This is a genomic window from Kiritimatiellales bacterium (assembly GCA_041656295.1).
In the GTDB taxonomy this organism is placed as follows: domain Bacteria; phylum Verrucomicrobiota; class Kiritimatiellia; order Kiritimatiellales; family Tichowtungiaceae; genus Tichowtungia.
This window is the reverse complement of record JBBADV010000010.1, coordinates 17,689-41,011: the sequence shown is the minus strand read 5'-3', so window position 1 is coordinate 41,011 and position 23,323 is coordinate 17,689. Positions and strand designations below refer to the sequence as shown.

Sequence of the window (23,323 nt, the reverse complement as noted above, 5' to 3'; positions counted from 1 at the left end):
GGAGTTCTATATTTATGGCACATATTATTGTCCCCGAAGCGGAAGCGCTTCTTGATCAAAAGATTCCAGTGCTGGATAAGGGATTCGTCAGGCTGGTTGATTATATGGGCGGTGATGCGCGGATTGTTCAAACAGCCCGTGTTTCTTACGGTGAAGGCACTAAAACAGTCAGGGAAGATGCCGGGCTGATTGATTACCTGTTGAGAAATGAACACACATCACCATTCGAACACGTTATTTTTGAGTTGCACTGCAAGATGCCAATTTTTGTCGCGCGGCAATGGATTCGCCACCGCACCGCCCGGTTGAATGAAATTTCCGGCCGTTACAGTGTCATGACAGATGAATTTTATCTGCCGCCACGCGAACAAATCAGCTTGCAAAGCACCGACAATAAACAGGGCCGTGAAAACGATTCTGTGCCGCCGGAACTGCAGGATAAAGTTCTTAAAATACTTGAACAAGATCAATCAGCCTGTTACAAAAATTATTCCGAAATTTTAAACGACGGAATTGCACGCGAACTGGCACGAATCAATCTGCCTCTTTCGTTATATACGGAATGGTATTGGCAGATGGATTTAAAAAATATGCTGCACTTTTTAAAATTGCGGATGGATCATCATTCTCAATGGGAAATTCAGGAATATGCACGTGCAATTGCAGTGATTGTTAAAGCTGTTTGTCCGCTGGCTTATGAATCTTTTGAACGGCATATTCTGAACGGTGCAAAATTTTCCAGCGACGAGATTGCCGCTATTCATGCACTGCTTGACGGAAAGCCGAATCCAATGGAAGGACGCCGGCTGGCTGATTTTAAGAAAAAATTAAATTTTTATGCAGGATAATTCTATGTGATTTTACTATTTACAAAATATGACTCACCAGTCAGAATTGTATTGATTTAGTGTAGATATTGTCACTCAAGTAACCATAGGAGAGGATTATGAGACAGCGTTCGTTAATTTTTTTTACAATCATGATTGCAATATCATCATTCAATTTATTTGCTGCTCCCGCTGTCTGGAAAAATAAACGCGGTGCTGATGGCCGCGAAGTTGCCCTTGCTCCGAAAGGCAAAGATGAGCGCGGTCCTGACGGGCGCCTTGTTTCAATCCCGAAAGACTGGAAATTTCAAAGGGGAACAGACGGACGAATTGTTGCTGTTCCGCCGGGCGGTAAAACCGACAAAGGAAACGACAACCGGCTGATTCCCGTTCCGCCGGGATGGACATTTCAGGTTGGAAGTGACGGCAGAGGTTTAGCAATTCCCCCGGATGGGGACACTATCTGCGGAACGGACAAGAGAAATATTCCTGTACCGAAAGATTGGACGGTTGTGTATGGAACAGATGGCCGTGCCGTCGCAGTGCCTCCGGAAGGCGACACTGTTGTCGGCACAGATGAACGTATTGTTGCTATTCCTAAAGGATGGTCGCATAAGATTGGTGGCGATGGCCGGGCGGTGGCAATTCCTCCAAACGGAAGCTTTATTGAAGGAGTTGACCGTCATGTCGTCCCGCTGCCGGCGGCTGACTTCGAACTGACGGATGCCAGATATGTCATATGGTATTGCTTGATGGGGCAACAAATAGAAACTCAGGAAGAAGAAGAGATTTTTGCTGAAGAGTTCGGAGACGGCGGCGGGGATTAATCCATCAAAAGAATGACGATCGAAATGAACTTCACTTTATACAGTGAGGTTCATTTTTTTGCGATAGTAGGCAAGCTCGGCAGCAGACGCTATGATATCGTAATATGCATCATGCCGCTGCATCCGTTTCAGATCAGCTTCCGGAAAATATTTTTTTACGATAGACACGTTTTCCTTATCAAACTCTTTCCCGTCGAAAACATCAAACCACTGGATTTTTAATGACGATACATCCAGCAGCCGATAATGCAGCCGGTTAATAAACGTTGGGAAATATTTCCGTGCCAGCATCCAGTCTGTATGCACACTGTTGCCGGCCAGAATCGGGCGCTTCTGAATGGTTTTAAGCGGTGTCCCGCACCAGCGATCAACATACGCAGTTAATTGCCGGTCAACCTCATCCGCCGGCAGCGCTGCCGGTGACCGGCATTGTGTCACAAGCTCCGGCAGGTTTTTTTCCACCCAGTCACTGACAGGCAGGCCGTCCGGCAGGCGGATATAAAATTTTAAATCCTCTACTGGCGGCGTAATCCGTTTTAGATTGCAATCGGTAATCATCACTGCAACCTGAAGCATGTGCGCTTCATCCAGATTTAAAGATGTAAATTCTGTATCAAACCAAACGTATGCTGTTGATGCTTTACCCATTATTTTTTCGCATTCAAAATCTCGAACGTATCAGAAGCGATCACCATCTCTTCATCCGTATGAATCACCAGCGCTTTAACTTTTGATCCGGCAGTGCTGATCAGCGTTTTGTTTGCTTCATTGGCGCGCTTATTAAGCTTCAACCCGATATAACCAAAATTCGCAAGGATTTTTTCTCTGATGATTGCAGCATTTTCGCCGATTCCGGCAGTAAACACGATCGCATCAACGCCATCCAGTGCCGCAATATATGCGCCAACATACTTCTGAATGGCATAAACAAAAAATTCCAGCGCTTCGATACAGTTTGAATCGCCGCCATCTGCACCCCTACAGACATCGCGCATATCGCTGAAACCGCACAAGCCAAGCAGTCCTCCCTGTTTATTCATCATGGCTGCGGCCTGTTCGACGTTCAGATCCTGCGTCTGCATGATATGCAGCGGAACATACGGATCCAGATCACCGGAACGTGTCCCCATTAAAATTCCAGCAAGCGGTGTTAATCCCATTGAGGTATCAATGGACACACCTTTATTAAACGCCGTAATCGAATCGCCGTTACCAAGGTGACAGGTAATAATTTTAAGTTTTTCAAGCGGTTTCTGCAACTCCTGTGCCGCTTTTTTGGCCACGTACCCATGTGACGTACCGTGGAAACCGTAACGCCGGATTTTATGTACAGTGTACTGCTCACGCGGCAGTCCATATAAATACGCTTTCGGCGGCATGGTCTGGTGAATCGCTGTATCAAACACGGCAACCTGAGGCATTTCGGGATAAAGTTCATAAATTGCCTGGATGCCCATTAAATTGGGCGGATTATGCAACGGTGCCAGAATCGAATTTTTACGAATCGCTGTAACCACATCACCGTCGATTAAGACCGACGCGGTAAAATCTTCACCGCCGTGAACCACACGATGGCCAACTCCGGAAAGTTCACTCAGACTTTTCAGCGGTCCCTTTTCGGGATCTGTCAACATTTCAAAAATCGCCGTGATCGCTTTCTTATGATCCGGCAGATCCATGTAATGATGTTCACGTTCCATGTCCGGACGTTTACAGTCGACACTCGCACCGGAAATTCTGATACGCTCCGCTCCGCCCTGCGCAAGCACTTTAAATCCATTTTTTTTTGCAGTGGATTGATACAATTTGTATTTGATCGACGACGAACCGGAATTAATAACCAGAACTTTTTTTGGCATAATTTTATCTCCTGAAATTAAAGGGATTGTACAACAGTAATTGCGGCGACACCGACAATATCCTCAACGCTGCAGCCGCGTGACAGATCATTCACCGGCTTTTTCAACCCTTGCAGGATCGGGCCGTATGCTTCCGCTCCGCCAAGACGCTGCGTTAATTTGTAACCGATATTACCGGCATTCAAATCCGGAAAAATCAGCACACGCGCATTACCGGCAACATCGCTGCCCGGTGCTTTGGACTGGCCAACTGACGGAACGATCGCGGCATCTAATTGAAACTCGCCGTCAAGTTTAATACCCTGTCCGGCAAGTTCGGTATCAATCAATATTTTTGCTTTTGCAGTAGCATTTACCACCTTGTCGACCAGCGGATTTTTCGCCGAACCTTTCGTTGAATACGAAAGCATTGCCACCGTCGCCGGAATATTAAACTGCTTTGCCGTCTGTGCGCTTTGTACAGCAATCTGAGCCAGTTCGTCTTCGGTCGGATTTTCGACCAGACCGCAATCTGAAAACACGTACGGTACACCATTGCAAACCATGAAGAACATTGATGAAACCATGCCGCCTTTACGCGCACCTTTAATAATCTGGAGCGCCGGGCGAACTGTGTCGGCAGTGGAATGCACGGCACCGGAAACTAAACCAGCGGCCGCACCAGAGTACACCATTATCATTCCGAAATAATTCGGCGTTTTTACTGTTTGCATCGCCTGTTCCGGCGTAATGCCCTTGGATTTCCGCATTTCATAAAATGTCCGGGCATATTCATTCAATCGATCTGATGTTTCCGGATTGATCACCTGAACACCGGGATTTAGGCGCGTTTTCAATGAGTCATCGCCAATAATCACAATGCGTGAAATTTTTTCTTCCATAATCTGATTGGCAGCGGTGACCACGCGGTCATCTGAGCCTTCCGGCAGCACAATCGTACGTGGATTTGCCTGCGCGGTTTTGATCACCGCTTCAATAAATGCACTGCGCTTCATTTCCAAACCCTTTCGATGTTTAAAAGTCTATTTGTAAAAATTAAAAACCCCCTAAGCTTTGGGCTTAAGAGGTTTTTTCATACAGCAAATCTCCACTTACTTTTCGATGACAGAGGACTCTTCTGCTGCCATCCACTCGAGAATAGCGATCTCTGAAGCATCGCTCATGCGTGGCCCGAGTTTTGAAATCCGTGTATAGCCACCGGTGCGTGTGGCAAATCCCGGAGCGATTTCATCAAATAGTTTTTTTACTGCCATCTGATTTTTCAGCACCGCTACTGCGCGGCGGCGCGCCGCCAGTGTTCCTGCTTTGCCCAGCGTAACCATTTTTTCAGCCAGCGAACGGGCCGCTTTCGCTTTCGGCAGCGTTGTCTTGATTCGCCGGTCAAGAATCAGGCTGCACACCTGATTCGCAAGCATCGCATCGCGATGTGCGGTAGTACGCCCGAACCGTTTTGTTTTTCTAAGGTGCCTCATGATATCCTCATTTTTAAATTATTCACCGTCTTTGGCCGGCGGCTTCAGCAGATCCGCATCGAACGTCATGCCCAGCGACAAACCCATTTCCTGTATCTTCTGCTTGATTTCATTCAGCGACTTTTTGCCGAAGTTACGATACTTGAGCATTTCCGCTTCCGTCTTCTGCGCAAGCTCACCCACTGTGGTAATATTGGCATTGTTCAGGCAGTTGGCGGCACGAACACTCAGTTCAATTTCATTCACACTGATATTAAGTTTCTTACGGAGCTCCTCTTTCTCAATATCAATCTGTTTTTCACTGGCTTCAAATTCAATCAGGTCTTTATCGTAGCTGACAAAGATATCGAGATGATGGCGCAGAATCGCAGCAGACATAGTCAATGCATCATCCGGCGTCACTCGCCCATCCGTCCAGATCTCAATGATCAGTTTATCGTAGTCCGTTCGGCGTCCAACACGGCTGCGTTCCACATCATATTTTACACGGGTGACCGGAGAAAACAGTGAATCAATCGGAATCACGCCGATTTTCTGATCTTCCTGTTTATTGCCTTCTGCCGGACAGAACCCGCGGCCGATGCGGGTTTCAATTTCCGCTTCAAATTTGCCGCCGGCATCCAGTGTTGCAATATGATGCTCGGGATTCAGAACTACTACATTCTCATTCACCTGAATGTCAGCTGCAGTTACCTCTCCCGGACCTTTTACACTGATTTTAAGATGCTGCGGGTTGCGTGAATAAGATTTTAAAAGAACTTTCTTCAGGTTCAGCACGATATTTGTGACGTCCTCAACTACGCCCGGCAGAGTGCAGAACTCGTGCGGCGCTCCGGCAATCTCAACATTTGCAATCGCAGTACCTTCAAGCGATGAAAGCAGTACACGGCGCATGGAGTTTCCGATCGTGCGACCATAACCGGCTTCAAACGGGTCTGCTGTAAATCTTCCGTAGGTGGAAGTGGAAACGGTTTCGTCTTTCACGACCCGTTTAGGCATTTCGAAACGACCTAATCTAATTGGCATAACTATTCCTCCCAGAACCGGGCATTAACCGGCTCGTATGGTGTTTTTATTTTTGTTTAAACACGACGCTGTTTACGCGGACGGCATCCGTTGTGCGGAACCGGTGTCGTATCTTTAATTGCTGAAACGCGCAGACCGGCGGCCTGAATCGCCCGAACAGCGGATTCACGACCGGCGCCCGGACCCTGAACACGAACTTCAACTTCATTCATTCCGTGAGCAATCGCACCGCGCGCAGCTTCCTGCGCCACGGTAGTGGCGGCGAAAGCGGTGCTTTTACGCGAACCTTTGAATCCGCACCGGCCGGCGCTGCTCCACGAAATTACCTGCCCTTTCATATCAGTCAAAGAAACGATCGTATTATTAAACGTCGTTTTAATGAACGCAATCCCGTAAGGAACATTCTTGGCGCCTTTCATCCGGCGCTTCGGTTTATTGTCCTCTTCCTGATCGCCTTCGATCTGGGTAAAAATATCTTTCTGTTTTGCCGGTTTTTCTTTTTCTTCGCCGGCGATTTCCACGGCAGGAGCGGCTTCAACTGCCGAAGTTTCGACAGCCTCCACGGTTTTTACAGCTTCTACAGCTTCTTCTACGGGTTTGGTTTCTTCAGCCATAACACAATCCTATACTAAAATTATTTTCCTGCTTTTGCCGCCGAACGGGCTTCTTTACCGCGAATTACACCAACGGTACGGGCTTTACCTTTACGTGTACGCGCATTCGTTTTCGTACGCTGTCCGCGTACCGGCAGACCGCGGCGGTGACGGATGCCGCGATAGCTGTTAATTGAAATCAGACGGCGGATGTTTTGAGCCGTTTCGCGGCGCAAATCACCTTCGATAATATAATCTGTACGAAGTACAGTTGTCAGTCTGCTGATTTCATCAGCACTCAATGCATCCGCCCGCTTAGCGGGATCAAGGCCGGCTTTGTCGATCACTTCGCGTGATTTCACCAGACCGAGTCCGTAAATATAAGTCAATGCGTATTCAAGACGCTTTTTATTAGGAATATCTACACCAATGATACGAGGCATAATTTAACTGCTCCTTCTTAGCCCTGACGCTGTTTGTGCCGGGGATTGCGTTTATTAATTACATATACGCGCCCTTTACGACGCACAATCTTGTCGTCAGCACTGATCTTTTTTACTGATGCCTTAACCTTCATAAATCACCTATAATAATCCGCCCCGCACTCATATTGTACGGCGACATTTCCACCTTCACATCACTGCCGCTTTCCGGAGGTTTCTTTTCCCGGTCCCGTACTGCGATATAGGCAGTGAATATATGCCCATTACCTAATACGGCACGAAAAGCGTGACTATCTATCACAGCATCCAGCCGTGCGTCCAGTAAAATAGTCTCTCTTTCACCCATTTTTAGAACAATACACTTTACAGCTGCCAGAAAAGCGTACAAGCATGAAATTAAAAGATTTTCACATTACCGCCGGCGGGGCAGATTGTAAACGCAAGTGTCCGGTTTTAGTTTTGTGTTTCATGCTGCCATTTCCTGATTAAACCGTTCTTCGGCGGTTGCAGAATTCAATAGTTTTCGTGGACAGGTATTGATCCACGTTTCGATCTCCCGAAGGGTATTGATTTTCATGCGCCCGAGCCGGCGGTCTTTGGGAATGAACCGGCGGATAAACCGGACCGGCTCAACCGCGTTTGACGGAGACCGTTTCCGGTTCGACGTGTTCTCTCATACAAGACCTCAGCCGCGACAAAGACTTCGCGGAAGAGCTGCGCGCGGCCATCGCCACCGGCCCTCAGATGGAGGCGTTGCCGGTGCGGTATTACTCGGTTGCGGAGAGAGGTGTCGCAATGCGGAAGAACCCACTGGGGGTTGTCATGAGGCTGGGACTCATCCAGTCATGGACTCCCTGGACCCGCTCGCGCTGCCCAATCCGCTGCCAGTTGGCCGGATTGAGGGTGGGTGTGAACTCGATGTCGTACGGTGTGCCCAAGCCGTTGGTACCGCCGAGCCACTCCAGATAGAATTTGTCATCGTTGCACCACTCGATCGTCACAAACTTGAGCAGAGATTCAGCATCCCTGGGATCTGTACCGTCCCGATACTCCTGCCAGTTGGGAATGCCATCGCCATCACTGTCCTCCAGATCAAGCGCATCCCAATCCATAGGCCCCTCTGCAGGAGGAACAATGCCATTCTGCTCCAGCCAGGCCAGCGGGGTGCCGAGGGCGGTTGTCTGCTCGCTCCCGTCCGCGGGCTCATACAGCTGGGTCAGGGCGCTATCTGTATACCAGGGGTTGAATCTGACAAAGTCACTCACGGCTGCACCGCGGCCATCAGGGTTCGAACTGTGTGTGGGGCCACTCTCCGCATCAAACCAGTTTTTCTCCGCATCCAATTCATTGTCACCCAGGTTGACAACCGCGCTAACGCCTGCCCCGCTGCCACGAGAAAAGCGATTGTAATTGATCCGTGTACTTTCACTGGCCTCACTGCCGACCTGCACAGCTACCTGCCCGGCCTCACTGGAATCAAACCCCACAAGCGTGAAACCCTGCCCCTCATCACCCACCTGTACGGGACCTGCCAGCACACTGAGCGTCGCCACATCCGCCATATAGGTGTTGCGAATCACCGTGTTTTCCGCACCCGACTCCGATAAAAGTGCCAGTGGCTTCGTCACCGTCAGCGTTTCCTCGTAATCGCCGGCGGCCACACGGACGACACCACCCGTTGCCACCAGATCAATTCCGGCCTGAATCGTGGTAAAGGCGTTGTACCCCACGACCTGTCCCGCGCGGTTACCCGATGCAAACTCTCCATCAATATAGACAATCTCAGGGATCATATACGGAGCCTCAAACGCCCCGATATCTACACTCTCTGCACCGATCCGGTAACCGTCCCGCACACGCGGGTTGCCGTCAAAATCGACGGTCAGACTGCCTTTGTCCTGGCCGGCATCGATACAGCTGCTGACCGGCCCCAGACGCGGGTTAATAGGGGAAGAGCGAGACCAGTTTGGGATCCGCGCTGATATTACCGGCCTGACCGGCCTGCCACGCAGAATTAATGCTCGCCAGTCCAGGGTCCCAGTCAAAGCCGTCGGCCGGTTCCTTTTCATTCACCCAGTCCACCCCCGCAGTATAGCCCAGTGCCTCCAACCCCGCATACTCGCCGCCAAAAACATTATTAAAGGCAATGACAGATGCAGCGTCCGGTCCCACAGCCCCCGGGTTAATCCCGATTCCGCGATAGTTGTAGGCGAGGTTGTTGTTGCGGACAACCGCTCCCGTGACATTTTTGAAGCGGATGGCAAAGCCATTGCCAGCGTTGTGCGGCTGGTCGACCATCGGATAACTATAGGAGGATTTCCAGTCGTGGCAAAAGGCGATCGTGTTGTTGATAATCGTACAGTTGGCAACTTCAACCTTAATCCCTACTTCAGAAATACCGACGATTACGTTATTCACTGCTGTGTGACCACTGCCTGCGTCCAGTGCCACGCCATACGAGGCACTCTGGAAGGGGAATTTGACATTCTCGTCCCAGATGTGGCGTCCGGCAATGTAGTTGCCGTCGAATGTCCAGTTGTTACCTGCCCTGATCTGAATCCCCACGGTGTCCGCCAGATAGCACCCTTTAATGGTCACATTATCGCTTTTGGCATTGCCATAAATACTTCTGTCCTTGCCGTTGTAGAGCGTGCAGTTCTCGATTAACAGATTATGCGCACCATTGGGGCGAATCAGAGCACCCACAAAATCATGAATCGTTACATTGCGCACGCTGACAGTCGCCGCCGACACAATCAGGCCGACCACCTTATTACCAGCCTCGGTCGTGATCTCAAATCCGTCCAAGACCACCCCGCTGGCCGTAATCGTCACGACCGACTTATCATTGGCAACCGTGGGGAAAGTGATCACCGCCGCGCCAACCGCCTTAAGTGTCAGGTCCTGCTTGTCAATTGTGATGAGTTCAGTATAGGTGCCAGCGGCCACCTCGATTGTATCGCCAGGTGCTGCCAGGTCGATTGCCGCCTGAATAGAGTCACCTGATAGAACTTGAACGGTATTGCCAGCCCACGCCTGCGCGGCGGACATCACCAGCAAAGTACTGGCTGCGAGTATCCGCTGCAGATCATTTTTAAAGATACGTGCCATCATTATAAACTGCTCCTATGAGTGTCCCATACGCTTCAACATTACTACACCCTTCGCAACGCTATCATTTCGTAATGCTAAACTGTACATTATACGCGGGGGGAGAAAGAAAAGTAAACCTGATAATGTACAAAAAGTTTTGCACAATTGAAAAGAGAGCCGCCGATGCGCCCGGGTGGCGGGCAGCTTCCCGGACGGCCAATCGGCACTGATGCTGGTCGCGACATGGTTGCGGCATATCGCCGGAACCCAATGGGGTACACGGCGCTGCCTGAACATGGAACGGCTTTATGAATTAGAGCCGAGGGCAGCATAAGACGGCAGAGAATGGAGAGCCTCACAACAAATGTCGAAATATTATGGAGACTGCCTTTCCGAAAGGGGACAGGCTGGGGCGAATCAGTAAAAAATGATCCAGGAAATCGAAACAGGGCTCAACACCTGCCCGTAAAAATTATTGAATTTTGAGACCGCTGAAGAACGATCCAATCAGGCAGCAGCGGCATGAAACAAAAACTCTAACCGGACACCTGCTTTTACAATCTGCCGCATTACCGCCGGCGGGGATAGTAAAGAGCGGTGGAAGGTGAATTGCCGGCACCGAAAAACAAATATACCGCTTTTACTTTACAGTCATCAGTTTTTTAATCGCAGCGCGAATCGACCGGCGTTCTTCGCGCACCGTTTCGTTCACAGCTTTCATGCGGTCTTTCAACAGGCTCCACTTAATGCCGAGCGGCGCACCGAGATGTATTTTCTGCTGGATGGCATCAACCGGATTTACATTCACCAGTTCGCCAAGATTATTTTTTACATGATGATACGCATCGCGGAACGGCATACCGTCAGCCACCAGTTTGAGCGCGCGGTCGGTAGCAAACACATCCGGCGAAAATCCGGCGAGCAGCGCTTTTTTGTTCACTTTGATTGCCTGCACAAACGGTGCAAGCACACGCAGGCATGCGCGCGTGGTGGCAATACCCTCCATGAACGGTTCTTTTGCCTCCTGCAGATCACGGTTGTAACCGCCGGGTGAGGCTTTAATCAAATCGTACACCGCCAGCTCGCACGCTTTCACGCGCGATGCACGGGCACGCACCAGCTCGATCACATCCGGATTTTTTTTCTGCGGCATAATGCTGCTGCCGGTGGTCAGTCCATCAGGCAGTGTAAAATAGTTAAATTCCGGCATCGTAAAAATCATCAGGTCCTGCGCCAGACGTGACAGCGACAGCATCACCTGGCTCATCGCGCCGAGAATGATGCTTTCCAGCTTGCCGCGACTGTTATTCGCATACAGTACCGTATGCGTCGCACGGCTGAATCCGAGCAGCCCGGCCGTAAGTTCACGATCAATCGGCAGCGGCACGCCGTAACTCGCTGCCGAGCCAAGCGGACACTGATCGTTCAATTCGTAGGCACTCACCAGCAGTGCACAATCATCCAGCAGACTTTCAGCGTGTGCCGCCGCCCACAGCCCGACCGACGACGGCATACCCGGCTGCATGTGCGTCCGGCCGACCATCGGCACCGTTTCGTTTTTCCTGGCGAACGTCAGCAGCGCCGCAATCAGCGCCGCCGCCTCTTCCAGTGCATTTAAAATCTGTTCACGCGAATATAAACGCAAATCCACCGCGACCTGATCGTTACGGCTGCGGGCTGTATGAATTTTTTTACCGAGATCTCCGAGTTTTTCCGTCAGCGTGCGCTCCACCGCAAGGTGTACATCCTGATCTGCCAGCCGGATTTTAAATTTTCCAGCGGCGGCGGTTCGTAACACCTCATTCAATTCCCCGATCACTTTTTTGCGTTCCGCCTCCGTAATCAGCGCCGGTTTAACTTTCATTTTTGAAAGCATGGTCACATGCGCCGCCGTACCGATGCAGTCCGCCGCAATCAGGTTCATATCCAGTTCAATATCGCGTCCTGCCGTAAACGCCAGCACATCTGAATCAATTGCACCCACTGTCGTTTTTTGTATTTTCATAAGGTGTTTATCCGGCGTTCAGACCGACAGTCAACATAACAGCGATTACCCGTGATTTGTGGCGTCGATTACCTCAATGACTGCCGGGATTTTTTCTTTCAGCAGGCGTTCGATTCCATTCTTCATGGTCATGCGCGCACCCATACAGCCGCGGCACCCGCCCTGCAGTTCGACATACACTCTGCCGTTTTTCACGGTGGCAATGGTTGCGCCGCCGCCGTGTGTAGCGAGCGCCGGATTGATTTCTTCAGCAAAAAGCTTTTCAGAGGCATCGAGAATTTCATGATCGGTCATAAACACTCCTTTGAATTTGCGGTGAATGTAACGCATCAATGGAACCCTGACAACAGCTACATTGACTTTTTCCACCGCACCAACTAGCGTCACCGGTTTTCCGTATGAACTGGAAAGGGATTTATGAGTGAGTTTATTATTAATGCAGTTAAAGGCATGCTGATGGGTGCCGCCAATGTTATCCCCGGCGTTTCCGGCGGAACGATTGCCCTGCTCACCGGAATTTTTGAAAAACTGATTCAATCGCTGCGCTCGTTTGATCTTACCGCGCTGAAACTGCTCCTCACCGGAAAAATTAAAGCGCTGCTGAACCACATTAATTTCTGGTTTCTCAGCGCAGTCGGCGCCGGAATTTTTATCGGTATTTTAGTATTTGCCCGCGTGCTGAGCTATCTGTTTGAAAACTATGAACTGTATGTCTGGTCATTTTTCTTCGGACTGATTCTCGCCTCTGTTTTTTTTGTGATGAACAAAGTCCGCCGGATTTCCGCCGGTGTAATTATTTTTTTTGCCGCCGGAACCGCCGCTGCGGCATCCATCGCATTTTTGCCGCCGGCGGAAGAAAACGCGTCCGTTTTTTATCTGTTTCTCTGCGGCATCATTGCTATTTGCAGTATGATTCTGCCGGGACTGTCCGGCTCATATGTGCTGCTGCTGATGGGGAACTATCAGCTGATCATGATTGATGCGGTAGTGAACCTGCGGCTTGAAATTCTGATTCCGGTTGCTGCCGGCGCTGCAATCGGATTGCTGGCGTTTTCACACTTTCTCGGCTGGATTTTAAAGAAATTCCACGACGCAACCATTTCACTGCTTACCGGATTTATTTTTGGATCGCTCTGTATTCTATGGCCGTGGAAAAGTGAAATTACACAGGTCTTTAAAACCGCCGGAAATGTGAAAGAAAAAGTAATCGGCTACGATTATTTCCTGCCGCCGGCGGAGATGGAAACTGCCATCGCGATTGCGATGATGATTGCCGGAGTTATCACTCTTTCGCTGCTTGAAACTTTCAGCGCGCAGAAAGAAAAGGGATAAGAGGAATAGTCTGAATGTCAAAAACCGGCGTTGTCCGGCGGCTGCTCAAACTTCTTCCCGGACCAGCTTCACGCGAGCACTGTTGCGCAGTCTGCGCCGCCGCTGATAATAACGGAACAGCACGCGTGCAAACCGGACGAGGTCGCGGAGCGGCGAGATAAAACTTTTGTGCTTGCGAATCCGGCGCGAAATACGCACGGAACCGGTGCCGATCCGGCGCGCGGCAACATTAATCAGTGTCTCAAATTCCGACGGCAGGGTGGATTCTTCCAGCAGAAACGGCAGCACATCGCACCGGTAAAACCGGAACCCGCACGGCGGATCGGGTATATACACATTCAGAAACCGGTCGAGGCTGTAGCTCATTAACTGCACCGTCCACCGGCGGATGGTCGACAGTGTATGACGCGCATCCGCCATACGGTTGCCGATCAGCACGGGCAGGTGCGTACGATGATAGGTTTCCAGAAATTTGGGAATTTCGTGCGGGTCATGAAAGCCGTCGGCATCCATCGCTATGACGGCGTCGAAGTTCTGTGCCAGAATATATTTAAAGCCTTCCACCAGTGCGGCGCCTTTGCCGCCGTTACTTTTCCGGCGGACAACGGTTGCGCCGGCGGATTCAGCCTGACGTACCGTGGCATCCGTCGAGGCGTCATCAATTACAATCACGTCCGGAATATACCGCTTCGCCTGTGCAACAATTCCGCCGACCGTCAGCTCTTCATTAAATGCCGGTAGCAGCACTGCGATGCGGTTCACCTTTTTATACTGTGCAATAATCGGCATTTTCCTTACCCGTCGCGCTCAATCAGTTCGTCTGCCCGGTATGATGAACGCACCAGCGGCCCGGCGGCAACACCTTTAAAGCCCATTTTTCGCGCCGCTGCCGCAAATACATCAAACTGTGCCGGTGAAATAAACCGGTCAACGGGATGATGCCCGCGCGTCGGCGCCAGATACTGCCCCAGCGTTAACAGCCGAACTCCGGCGGCATACAGATCGCACAGGCATTCGAAAACTTCATCATCCGTTTCTCCCAGGCCAAGCATCAAACCGGATTTTACATGGCATCCGCCCCGCTCCGCGGCCTTACGCAGCGTCGCCAGCGACCGCTCATAGCCGGCCTGCGGACGGATTTCCGCCTGCAGGCGTTTCACCGTTTCGAGATTGTGATTAAATACATCCGGTGCCGCATCTAAAACAATATCCAGATGCTCGATAAAATCCGGAGTCAGCACTTCGACCGATACACCGGCAAGCCGCTCTTTCACCGCGCGAATCGTCGCCGCAAATGCGGATGCGCCGCCGTCCGGCAGATCGTCACGCGTTACACTCGTAACTACAACATGCCGTAAATTTAAACGCTGTGCTGCTTCCGCTACGCGCGCCGGCTCGTCCGGATCAACCGGGTCCGGCCGGCCGGTATTCACGTTGCAAAACCGGCAGTTACGCGTACAGGTATTGCCGAGAATCATCACCGTTGCCGTACCGCGATTCCAGCATTCGTGCCGGTTCGGACACTTCGCACTCGCGCAAACCGTATTCAACTGCAGACTGGATAAAAGCCTGCTGACATCCGGATAATTCTGATCCGTCGCAATCGGGCGCCGCATCCATTCCGGCAGCCGCTGCACTTTCGGTTTCAGTTTTCCGGATTGTGCTGTGCCGCTCATTTATTTCTTCGCGTCCTTTGCGGTTTCCTGTTTAAAAAATATCCTGCTCTTGCGTAACTGCTGCAGAGGGTCGTGTCTACATCCCATGCATGTTCATTCGCAATTTAATTTTTTAGGCTGAAAGTGTTTCAAGCAGCTTTTGCAGTTTTTCACGCTTTTCGATCAGTTCGGTTTTGCGTTTTTCCTCGCCGGCGACAATCTCCGCCGGCGCTTTGCTGACAAAATTTTCGTTGGAAAGTTTTTTGGTGATTCCACTGATACCGTTCTCTACTGTTTCGAGCTGTTTTTTCAGTTTTGCAATTTCGGCGTCCGTGTCAATCAGTCCTTCAATAGACATATACACGGTTCCAAGCTGGCTGATTCCACTGGGCATTGCGCCGGCCGGTATAAAGTCGCGATCGACGTCAATGCTCTCTGCGCCGAGCAGTCCGGCAACAGATTGAATGTCTTCAATTAGACGTTTGCCGATGCGATCCTGTGCCGGACGAATATAAAATTTTGCCAGCTGTTTCGGCGTCAGAGTATAATCACTGCGCAGTGTACGGCCAACGCGAATCAGATCGTGCTTTGCATCCACATAGTTCACCGTCGCGCTGTCAATGCCCCACGTTTTCAGCGTTTCATACGAAAGCGCATGCGGCCACTCGGCAACCTGAATAGAGTCAACGGAAACATTGTAGCCCATGCCATGCCACAGTTCTTCGGTGATAAATGGAATGAACGGATGCAGCAGACGCAGCGCAGTGGAGAATACATAATGCATCACCTGCTCAACGTCCTGTTTGCGTTTGGCATCACTGCTGCGGAACACGCCTTTTGAATATTCAACATACCAGTCGCAATAGTGATGCCACATGAAATCATACATCGACAGCGCAGCATCGTTAAACCGGTAGCGCTCAAGATGACCGGTGGTGTTACGAATTGCTTCGCTCAGCTTAGAGAGGATGTGCTGATCGTCGGAACTCAGCTCTATGATGTTGAAATCGATTTGTACCGGATCAATCACTGCTTCGGATGTCGCATTCATCTGCATAAAACGCGCGGCATTCCAGATTTTGGTGCAGAAGTTGCGCCCGACTTCAAATTTCTCATCGCTGATGTATACGTCCTGCCCGGTGGCGGTGAGCATCATTAAACTGAACCGCAGTGCGTCGGCGCTGTATTTGTCAATCACGCTGATCGGATCAATCGAGTTGCCGAGACTTTTGCTCATTTTACGTCCCTGCTCGTCGCGCACGATGCCGTGAATATACACGGTATCAAACGGCACCTCGCCCATGAACTCAAGCCCCGTCATCACCATACGCGCGACCCAGAAAAAGATGATATCCGGTGCAGTGACGAGCGTGTTTGTCGGATAAAAACGTTTTAAATCTTCCGTTTGATCCGGCCAGCCGAAAACGCTGAACGGCCAGAGCGCCGATGAAAACCACGTATCGAGTACATCTTCATCCTGCCGGATTTTATTGGAACTGCATTTCGGACACGCCGCCGGGCTTTCTTTGGCGACCCACTGATGATTGCACGCATCGCAGTAGAACACCGGGATGCGGTGTCCCCACCAGATCTGGCGCGAAATGCACCAGTCGCGAATATTTTCCATCCATTCGAGATAAACTTTTGTCCAGCGTTCCGGCACAAACTTTACGCGGCCGCTGCGCACTGCCTCAATCGCCGGTTTTGCCAGCGGTTTCATATCCACAAACCATTGCGGTGACAGGCGCGGCTCGACTACCGTTGAACAGCGGTAGCAGTGCCCGACTGAGTGCATGTGCTTTTCAATTTTTTCAAGTACGCCGCCGTACCGTAAATCTTCGATGAGCCGTTTCCGGCATTCAAAACGATCCAGGCCGGCGTACGGCCCGGCCTCTGCATTCATTGTACCATCCGGATTCATCACATTAACCGGCTGCAGGTTGTGGCGCTGTCCGATATCAAAATCATTCGGATCGTGCGCCGGTGTAACTTTCACGCAACCGGTACCGAATGCCGGATCAACAAACTCATCAGCAACGACCGGAATTTCACGGCCGAGCACCGGCAGAAGTAATGCTTTGCCGATTAAATCGGAATAACGTTGATCTCGCGGACTGACAGCCACCGCAACGTCACCAAGCAACGTTTCCGGACGCGTCGTTGCCACGGTCACTTTACCTTTACCTTTTTTCAGCGCGTAACGGATGTAATACAACGCACCTTCGCTTTCAACGTGCTCGCTTTCTTCGTCAGAAAGCGCGGTAGCACAGCGCGGGCACCAGTTAATAATCCGGTTGCCGCGATAGATCAGCCCTTTTTCATACAGCCGGCAGAATACTTCGAGCACCGCTTTGTTCAGACCCTCATCCATCGTAAAACGCTCGCGGTCCCAGTCGCACGATGCACCGAGTTTTTTGAGTTGATTTACAATCGTGTTGCCGTACTGCTCTTTCCATTCCCAGACCCGCGCAATAAATTCTTCGCGCGTGAAGTCGTAGCGGCTTCTGCCTTCTTGCGCGAGCTTGCGCTCTACCACATTCTGCGTTGCAATGCCGGCGTGATCGGTACCGGGAACCCACAGCGCATTGTATCCCTGCATGCGGTGCCAGCGCGTCAGCACATCCTGAATCGTATTGTTCAGCGCGTGTCCCATGTGCAGAATTCCGGTGACATTCGGCGGCGGAATCACAATGCTCCACGGCGGCTGCGTCGAATTCACATCAGCGTGAAACGCTCCGCTTTCCAGCCATGCGGCGTACCACTTATTTTCGACACTGGCGGCTTCATAGGTTTTAGACAGTTTATTCATATTAACTCCGGAGAGCACTGAAATGGTGAAATCGCGAAAGACCGGAGTCGTGAAGCAAGGGGAATCCCCGGAAACAATATCCCATCATCGCGAGTATTTCACAACCCGTCATTCCGGTGCTCCGTTCTTCACTTTCTCTTCTTCCAGGAAAAGCTTATACTCAACACTGTCAACCAGCGCCTCCCACGAGGCTTCAATAATATTATCTGAAACACCGACCGTACCCCACGTTTTTTCGCCGTCGCTCGACTCAATCAGTACGCGCGTTTTCGCGGCCGTGGCCTCTTCCGGATCGAGAATACGTACCGAATAATCTGTCAGTACAACACCGGCAATTGCCGGATAAAAATTTACCAGTGCATCGCGCAGCGCGTGGTCAAGTGCGTCCACCGGACCGTCACCGGTTCCCATCGTCGAAACACTCTCGCCGTTCACGCGCAACCGCACCGTTGCCTCTGAGCGGCAGCCCGGTCGCGCGTCCTGCTTATCCACTATCACCGTGAAGCTTTCGAAATCGAAAAACGACTTGTGCTTCTTCAGCACTTTCTTCACTAACATCTGAAACGATGCATCGGCGGATTCATATTCGTAGCCCTCTTTTTCCATCTGCTCCAGCTGCTTCAGCACTTCGCGGATTTCCGGCGACTTGCGATCCACATTGATTCCCATTTCAATCGCTTTGAGAATTATGTTGCTTGCGCCGGAAAGTTCTGAAATCAAAATCCGGCGCTGGTTACCCACCGCCTCCGGGTTTACATGTTCAAAGCTGTGCGCCACCTTGCGTACACCATCTACATGCATGCCCGCTTTATGTGCAAACGCGCTGTCGCCGACAAACGCCTGTTTCGTATACGGCCGCATATTTGCCTGCTCATAAATAAAGTGCGACAGCGCACGCAACCGCTTCAGATTTGATTTTTCCGGCAGACACGCATAGCCCATTTTCAGCATCAGATTCGAAATCACCGAGATTAAATTACAGTTTCCAACGCGCTCGCCGATCCCGTTCATTGTCCCCTGAACCTGAACCGCACCGGCACGCACCGCCACCAGCGCATTGGCCACACCGCATTCACTGTCATTATGCGTGTGAATTCCCACCGGTGTTTTAAACTGTTTCACTACTGCCGCTGTAATCGCCTCAACCTCGTGCGGCAGTGTGCCGCCGTTTGTTTCGCACAGGCACAAACAATCCGCACCGGCATCTGCCGCCGCATTCAGCGCGGCCAGCGCATATTCCGGATCATCCTTATACCCGTCAAAAAAATGCTCGGCGTCAAAAATCACCTCTTTGCCGCGCTCTTTTAAAAACCGCACACTCGACCGGATCATTTCCAGGTTTTCCTCAGGCGTCGTCTGCAAAACCTCTGTTACATGCAGCAGCCAGCTTTTTCCGAAAATTGTACACACCGGCGTATCCGCCTCCAGCAGCGCCTTCAGCCCGGTGTCATTTTCCGGCGCAACATTGGCGCGGCGCGTTGACCCAAATGCCGCAATTTTAGCATGGTTCAGTTTTTCATTTTTTATCAGCCGGAAAAACTCCATATCCTTCGGGTTTGACGCTGCAAAGCCGCCCTCAATATACGCCACGCCGAAATCATCCAGACGTTTTGCAATCTGAACCTTGGCCGCGGCAGAAAACGAGACCCCCTCCGCCTGTGCGCCGTCACGCAGTGTGGTGTCATATACGGTTACTCTTTTTGCATTCATTTTGTTCACTTTCGAATTAGTTATAGTACACAAGGGCCGGCCGGAATCAAACTCCCGTCCGGTGGAAAATTCATAAAGATACCGACGGAGTTTTGTTAAGAAATAATAATTTGAATGCTGATAATCTGGCAAATAACAGCAGTTACAGGCACGCAGAAAACACCGGCGGCATTCGCCGGCGCAAAAAATATTCTGTCGTGTTTCAGGTTCATGGCTGTGTAATCTACCCAAAAAACCGGCACTGTCAATAGCCTTGTCGATTTGTAACCATCACTTTTACATCTTTCACCGGCGGAAAATGTGCACAGTAAATCCTTCAGGGAGAAGGGATATTTTTGTAACACCGGTAGACGGTTGGCGTTTTTGATCCATTAGTATCCGCCGTACATTTCGGTATAATCAGCACGGGCTGCTTCAACAACGGTACGGGCGCGTTCAGCGTTATAGAGTTCTTTGATCTGTACATTGGTTTCACCGCCCGGTGTAAGCTTATAGGTTTCAAAATAATGTTGCAGGCGGTCACGCAGAATCTGAGGGACCTGATCAAGATCATTTACATTCGCCCAGAAACGGTCTTCGTGCAGTACGGCAATAATTTTGTCGTCTGCTTCGCCGCCATCAATCATTTGCACACCGCCGATAATGCGTGCGCGCAAAATCACTTCACCACGGTTAATCGGGCGCTCGGTGATCACGCAAATGTCGAGCGGATCGCCGTCGCCTTTTTCAGATGACGGCGAAAGCTGCTGCACACGCATGCCGCAATAGGTGCGCGGAATAAATCCGTACAGCGTCGGCGGCATTGATGATGTCAACTGCGGACGGTCGACACGCAGATATCCGGTGGTTTTATCCACTTCATATTTCACCGAATCAAAAGGCGTCATTTCAATATACGCATTCACCACCACCGGCGCGTTACTGCCGCAATCCAGACCGTGCCATGGATGCGGACGCCAGTGATAAAATGTTTTCGGGAAAGACATATTCCGTTGTTGGTTATTTGTTGCCGGTTGTTTAAATCGGCAATCCGAAATCGTCAATACCTAGATGGCCGGCGCATTTTCCAGCAGATATTTCTCCGCTTCAGGGCTCCACAGACCATTGTGTTTTTCAACAATCCTTGCCAGTTCCCCGCACAGCGGACAGTCCTTCTTTGCAAAGTCACTGAGCGCCGTAAGCGGCATGCTGATGCCCGTGTAGATCAGTTTTTTCCCGCCGGGAATATTCGGCAGATTCAGCGTCGTTTCTGCCACGGCATCAAGTCCGCCGACGTGTGTGATCATGGCCGACGGGTTGAGTCGTCCGGCGCCCATCATCTGCAGCGATTCAATCATGTCATCTTTATTCCCGCCACTGGTTCCCACAATGTGAGTTGCGGCATAATGAACATTGTAAAAATTAAATTCAGCAACAAATTCTGGATTCGTCGGACCGGCAAAGAAATTCAGACAGCCGTCAAATCCGAGAATTTTATCCGCCTGTTCCACCAGCGACCGCACCGGAGCATACACAAATACATCGTCAAAACCGCCGCCATCCGGCGTAAGCGATTTTAAATAATCGACACCTTTGTCCTCTTCCGCCGTATTCACATAGATCAGCTTCACCCCGTTTTTCGCCGCATCTTCGACGGAAAAGAGTGACTCTGCGCGTGCCAGTCGCGCAGTGTCAATATCAGTCACAACCAGCAGCGCCGGCTTCCGGTCGCAATGAATCGCATAATCAATCGCACCCAGCCCCATCGGACCGACTCCGGCAAGAATCGCGCAGCTTCCGTCTTTTTTGATGCCCATGTTATGAACGTATGTTCCGGGTTTAATATGATAATTTGCATGATACGCCCCGACAATGCATGACATCGGCTCAGAAAGAGAACCGAGATAAAACGCATCACCGCTGTACGGCAGCAGACAATTATTTTTCATCACCTCTTCCGGAATAATCACATACTGTGCATTGCCGCCGACATACTGATATGAATATCCCGGCGCCGATAAAACACCGATCGGCCCATTTTCATCTGCCAGCGCTGTTTGAATTGTAAATTTCTGTCCGGGTTTAAACTGGTCAGTCCATTTTGCGCCGACTTCAATCAGCTCACCGCAGAATTCGTGTCCAATAATAATCGGATTTTCAGCCACATTATCCGGTACACGTTTATGTTTTGCGCCCTGTACTGCTGCCTTATATGATGACATGCAAAGGCTGTCCGAAACCACCTTTGCCAGGATTTCCGACTCCTTAATTGCTGGAAGCTCAAACTCTTCTAACCGTAAATCATTTTCGCCGTATAAACGCACTGCTTTTGTCTTCATAAATTAACTCCTTATTTTTTGACAGGATAACAGGATATTCACCGGTTAATCCAATGTTTTTTAATCTCTTACTTTACGTTTCATCTCACCTTTTTTCCCGAAAAATTCAAAATTAATTCTGCAGGTTTTCCCGTTACCGTTAAATAATCCACTATTTGATTTACTACTGGATATTTTTTATCCCGAACATCCTGTTATCCGGTCAAACAATCAATTCAACATCACCTGACCGCCGGTCACTGGAATGGCCTGGCCGGTTTCATATTTTTGTTCAACCGCATACAGAATCGCTTTTGTTACATCACTGCCGTCACAACCGCGATTCATCGGCACCTGCGCTTCATAAAACCGTTTTATGTCCGCCACTGTTGTTGCGCCGGGAACCTTGCCCGCATTTAAGTACTGCACAAACAAGCCGCGTTCCGGATCGCTCCACAGCGGACCGTCAAAAAAGTTTCCGGGACAGACTGCATTCACCTTGATATTATCGTTCACCAGCTCCTTCGCAAAACTCTGCACCAGCCCGATCGTCCCGAATTTTGACCCGGCATATGCGCCATTTTTATTCGAACCTGCAAGCGCCGACTTTGAACTCACCGTAATAATATCAGTGTAATATTTCCCGCTTGCCGCATTCATCGCCGCCATCACCGGCGCGGCGTATTTGGTGCAAAGGAAGAAGCCGGTGTAATTGACATCCGCCACAAATTTAAAATCTTTCAACGACATTTCCTTCACACTGCCGGCTTTCAAAACGCCGGCGTTGCTGATAAACAGGTCTATGCCGCCGGCGGTTAAAACGACCTCATCCACCATCGCTTTCACTGACGCCTCATCCGTCACATTCACCGCCGCGCCAAATGCCACCGTTTTCTCTGCGACGGAATTTAATTCCGCCGCCAGCTTTTTGGCACCGGCAACATTCATATCCGCGATAAATACAATCGCACCGGCGGCAATCAGTTCACGTACAATACTTTCGCCGAAACCCTGCGCACCGCCGGTAACCACGCAAACTTTATTATTCACCACACCGGCCCGGCCCGTCACTTTCTCCGGATTTTCAGCGCCGTTCGCCGCTGCATCATAATCTTCACCGAGCAGAAACCCGCCGATATCCTCGACGATAACTGATCGCATGTCCGGTTTAAATTTTTCAGCGAGTTCATCTGCACGGCAAATGAGATCCGCCCGATCAAGCGGCGCTTTAAACACAACAATATCGCCCTTCTCGCCGTCAAACGACAGCCCGCGCAGCAGTAGTGCCATTTCTAAAATTTTACGATTCATTTTTGCTCCTCGTTTTTTATCGCGGATTACACGGATATAAACGGATCATTTTTGCGTTCTTTGC

23 protein-coding genes are annotated in these 23,323 nt (G+C 50.5%); 3 read left to right on the top strand and 20 right to left on the bottom strand.

Features of this window, described 5'->3' with window-relative positions; genetic code table 11:
• Positions 1–14: 14 nt before the first annotated feature.
• A complete protein-coding gene (thyX, locus tag WC959_07925) occupies positions 15–848 on the top strand; it encodes an FAD-dependent thymidylate synthase (protein ID MFA5689061.1) in 834 nt (277 codons plus the stop codon).
• A 98-nt stretch (positions 849–946) separates the two neighbouring features.
• Positions 947–1,654, top strand: coding sequence for a hypothetical protein (locus WC959_07920; GenBank protein MFA5689060.1), 708 nt, complete (start codon positions 947–949; stop codon positions 1,652–1,654).
• Positions 1,655–1,690: 36 nt separating this feature from the next.
• On the opposite strand, the gene WC959_07915 is transcribed toward WC959_07920, so the two are convergent.
• The 13 genes from WC959_07915 to WC959_07855 form a co-directional block, all read right to left on the bottom strand.
• Positions 1,691–2,302, bottom strand: coding sequence for an exonuclease domain-containing protein (locus WC959_07915; GenBank protein ID MFA5689059.1), 612 nt, complete (start codon positions 2,300–2,302; stop codon positions 1,691–1,693).
• Complete coding sequence (locus WC959_07910; protein MFA5689058.1) at positions 2,302–3,513, bottom strand: acetate kinase; 1,212 nt, start codon at positions 3,511–3,513, stop codon at positions 2,302–2,304. The genes WC959_07915 and WC959_07910 overlap by 1 nt, the downstream gene beginning before the upstream one ends.
• 17 nt (positions 3,514–3,530) lie before the next feature.
• Positions 3,531–4,508, bottom strand: coding sequence for a phosphate acetyltransferase (gene pta / locus WC959_07905; protein MFA5689057.1), 978 nt, complete (start codon positions 4,506–4,508; stop codon positions 3,531–3,533).
• A 96-nt stretch (positions 4,509–4,604) separates the two neighbouring features.
• Positions 4,605–4,985, bottom strand: coding sequence for a 50S ribosomal protein L17 (gene rplQ / locus WC959_07900; GenBank protein MFA5689056.1), 381 nt, complete (start codon positions 4,983–4,985; stop codon positions 4,605–4,607).
• An 18-nt stretch (positions 4,986–5,003) separates the two neighbouring features.
• Positions 5,004–5,984, bottom strand: coding sequence for a DNA-directed RNA polymerase subunit alpha (locus WC959_07895; GenBank protein MFA5689055.1), 981 nt, complete (start codon positions 5,982–5,984; stop codon positions 5,004–5,006).
• Between the two features lie 83 nt (positions 5,985–6,067).
• Positions 6,068–6,430 (bottom strand): 30S ribosomal protein S11, encoded by a 363-nt coding sequence (gene rpsK, locus WC959_07890; protein ID MFA5689054.1) that lies wholly within the window; start codon positions 6,428–6,430, stop codon positions 6,068–6,070.
• Positions 6,431–6,645: 215 nt separating this feature from the next.
• Entirely contained in the window at positions 6,646–7,047 is a 402-nt protein-coding gene (gene rpsM / locus WC959_07885) for a 30S ribosomal protein S13 (GenBank protein MFA5689053.1), read from the bottom strand.
• A gap of 17 nt (positions 7,048–7,064) precedes the next feature.
• Positions 7,065–7,181 (bottom strand): 50S ribosomal protein L36, encoded by a 117-nt coding sequence (gene rpmJ, locus WC959_07880; protein ID MFA5689052.1) that lies wholly within the window; start codon positions 7,179–7,181, stop codon positions 7,065–7,067.
• Positions 7,178–7,393, bottom strand: coding sequence for a hypothetical protein (locus WC959_07875; protein ID MFA5689051.1), 216 nt, complete (start codon positions 7,391–7,393; stop codon positions 7,178–7,180). Before WC959_07875 ends, rpmJ begins: the two co-directional genes overlap by 4 nt.
• 421 nt (positions 7,394–7,814) lie before the next feature.
• The gene (locus WC959_07870) at positions 7,815–8,840 is read right to left on the bottom strand and encodes a hypothetical protein (protein MFA5689050.1); all 1,026 of its coding nucleotides are present in this window, start codon (positions 8,838–8,840) and stop codon (positions 7,815–7,817) included.
• A 148-nt stretch (positions 8,841–8,988) separates the two neighbouring features.
• The gene (locus tag WC959_07865) at positions 8,989–10,161 is read right to left on the bottom strand and encodes a right-handed parallel beta-helix repeat-containing protein (protein MFA5689049.1); all 1,173 of its coding nucleotides are present in this window, start codon (positions 10,159–10,161) and stop codon (positions 8,989–8,991) included.
• Positions 10,162–10,780: 619 nt separating this feature from the next.
• A complete protein-coding gene (argH, locus tag WC959_07860; GenBank protein MFA5689048.1) occupies positions 10,781–12,145 on the bottom strand; it encodes an argininosuccinate lyase in 1,365 nt (454 codons plus the stop codon).
• 45 nt (positions 12,146–12,190) lie between these two features.
• Complete coding sequence (locus WC959_07855; protein MFA5689047.1) at positions 12,191–12,532, bottom strand: NifU family protein; 342 nt, start codon at positions 12,530–12,532, stop codon at positions 12,191–12,193.
• 30 nt (positions 12,533–12,562) lie between these two features.
• Here WC959_07855 and WC959_07850 point away from each other — a divergent pair, with 30 nt between their 5' ends.
• Positions 12,563–13,477, top strand: coding sequence for a DUF368 domain-containing protein (locus tag WC959_07850; protein ID MFA5689046.1), 915 nt, complete (start codon positions 12,563–12,565; stop codon positions 13,475–13,477).
• Between the two features lie 45 nt (positions 13,478–13,522).
• Here WC959_07850 and WC959_07845 read toward each other — a convergent pair whose 3' ends face one another.
• The 7 genes from WC959_07845 to WC959_07815 all read right to left on the bottom strand — a co-directional run bounded on the left by WC959_07845 (position 13,523) and on the right by WC959_07815 (position 23,259).
• Positions 13,523–14,266, bottom strand: coding sequence for a glycosyltransferase family 2 protein (locus tag WC959_07845; protein MFA5689045.1), 744 nt, complete (start codon positions 14,264–14,266; stop codon positions 13,523–13,525).
• 5 nt (positions 14,267–14,271) lie between these two features.
• Positions 14,272–15,153 (bottom strand): lipoyl synthase, encoded by an 882-nt coding sequence (gene lipA / locus WC959_07840; protein MFA5689044.1) that lies wholly within the window; start codon positions 15,151–15,153, stop codon positions 14,272–14,274.
• Positions 15,154–15,265: 112 nt separating this feature from the next.
• Positions 15,266–17,941, bottom strand: coding sequence for a valine--tRNA ligase (locus tag WC959_07835; protein MFA5689043.1), 2,676 nt, complete (start codon positions 17,939–17,941; stop codon positions 15,266–15,268).
• A gap of 108 nt (positions 17,942–18,049) precedes the next feature.
• Positions 18,050–19,651: a citramalate synthase gene (cimA, locus tag WC959_07830; GenBank protein ID MFA5689042.1), complete on the bottom strand. Its 1,602-nt coding sequence runs from the start codon at positions 19,649–19,651 to the stop codon at positions 18,050–18,052.
• Between the two features lie 371 nt (positions 19,652–20,022).
• Positions 20,023–20,637 (bottom strand): inorganic pyrophosphatase, encoded by a 615-nt coding sequence (locus WC959_07825; protein ID MFA5689041.1) that lies wholly within the window; start codon positions 20,635–20,637, stop codon positions 20,023–20,025.
• 60 nt (positions 20,638–20,697) lie between these two features.
• Complete coding sequence (locus tag WC959_07820) at positions 20,698–21,969, bottom strand: zinc-binding dehydrogenase (protein MFA5689040.1); 1,272 nt, start codon at positions 21,967–21,969, stop codon at positions 20,698–20,700.
• Between the two features lie 210 nt (positions 21,970–22,179).
• Positions 22,180–23,259: an SDR family NAD(P)-dependent oxidoreductase gene (locus tag WC959_07815; protein MFA5689039.1), complete on the bottom strand. Its 1,080-nt coding sequence runs from the start codon at positions 23,257–23,259 to the stop codon at positions 22,180–22,182.
• Between the last annotated feature and the right edge of the window lie 64 nt (positions 23,260–23,323).

Excerpts from the sequence above, each read along its gene's own strand:
- rplQ (MFA5689056.1), bottom strand. The coding sequence starts at position 4,985 with ATGAGGCACCTTAGAAAAACAAAACGGTTCGGGCGTACTACCGCACAT.
- WC959_07910 (MFA5689058.1), bottom strand. The coding sequence starts at position 3,513 with ATGCCAAAAAAAGTTCTGGTTATTAATTCCGGTTCGTCGTCGATCAAA.
- WC959_07815 (MFA5689039.1), bottom strand. The coding sequence starts at position 23,259 with ATGAATCGTAAAATTTTAGAAATGGCACTACTGCTGCGCGGGCTGTCG.
- cimA (MFA5689042.1), bottom strand. The coding sequence starts at position 19,651 with ATGAATGCAAAAAGAGTAACCGTATATGACACCACACTGCGTGACGGC.
- WC959_07875 (MFA5689051.1), bottom strand. The coding sequence starts at position 7,393 with ATGGGTGAAAGAGAGACTATTTTACTGGACGCACGGCTGGATGCTGTG.
- rpsK (MFA5689054.1), bottom strand. The coding sequence starts at position 6,430 with ATGAAAGGCGCCAAGAATGTTCCTTACGGGATTGCGTTCATTAAAACG.
- WC959_07825 (MFA5689041.1), bottom strand. The coding sequence starts at position 20,637 with ATGTCTTTCCCGAAAACATTTTATCACTGGCGTCCGCATCCATGGCAC.
- rpmJ (MFA5689052.1), bottom strand. The coding sequence starts at position 7,181 with ATGAAGGTTAAGGCATCAGTAAAAAAGATCAGTGCTGACGACAAGATT.
- pta (MFA5689057.1), bottom strand. The coding sequence starts at position 4,508 with ATGAAGCGCAGTGCATTTATTGAAGCGGTGATCAAAACCGCGCAGGCA.
- WC959_07820 (MFA5689040.1), bottom strand. The coding sequence starts at position 21,969 with ATGAAGACAAAAGCAGTGCGTTTATACGGCGAAAATGATTTACGGTTA.
- argH (MFA5689048.1), bottom strand. The coding sequence starts at position 12,145 with ATGAAAATACAAAAAACGACAGTGGGTGCAATTGATTCAGATGTGCTG.
- WC959_07920 (MFA5689060.1), top strand. The coding sequence starts at position 947 with ATGAGACAGCGTTCGTTAATTTTTTTTACAATCATGATTGCAATATCA.
- thyX (MFA5689061.1), top strand. The coding sequence starts at position 15 with ATGGCACATATTATTGTCCCCGAAGCGGAAGCGCTTCTTGATCAAAAG.
- WC959_07845 (MFA5689045.1), bottom strand. The coding sequence starts at position 14,266 with ATGCCGATTATTGCACAGTATAAAAAGGTGAACCGCATCGCAGTGCTG.
- WC959_07835 (MFA5689043.1), bottom strand. The coding sequence starts at position 17,941 with ATGAATAAACTGTCTAAAACCTATGAAGCCGCCAGTGTCGAAAATAAG.
- WC959_07870 (MFA5689050.1), bottom strand. The coding sequence starts at position 8,840 with ATGATCCCTGAGATTGTCTATATTGATGGAGAGTTTGCATCGGGTAAC.
- WC959_07865 (MFA5689049.1), bottom strand. The coding sequence starts at position 10,161 with ATGATGGCACGTATCTTTAAAAATGATCTGCAGCGGATACTCGCAGCC.
- rpsM (MFA5689053.1), bottom strand. The coding sequence starts at position 7,047 with ATGCCTCGTATCATTGGTGTAGATATTCCTAATAAAAAGCGTCTTGAA.
- WC959_07915 (MFA5689059.1), bottom strand. The coding sequence starts at position 2,302 with ATGGGTAAAGCATCAACAGCATACGTTTGGTTTGATACAGAATTTACA.
- WC959_07895 (MFA5689055.1), bottom strand. The coding sequence starts at position 5,984 with ATGCCTAAACGGGTCGTGAAAGACGAAACCGTTTCCACTTCCACCTAC.
- WC959_07850 (MFA5689046.1), top strand. The coding sequence starts at position 12,563 with ATGAGTGAGTTTATTATTAATGCAGTTAAAGGCATGCTGATGGGTGCC.
- lipA (MFA5689044.1), bottom strand. The coding sequence starts at position 15,153 with ATGAGCGGCACAGCACAATCCGGAAAACTGAAACCGAAAGTGCAGCGG.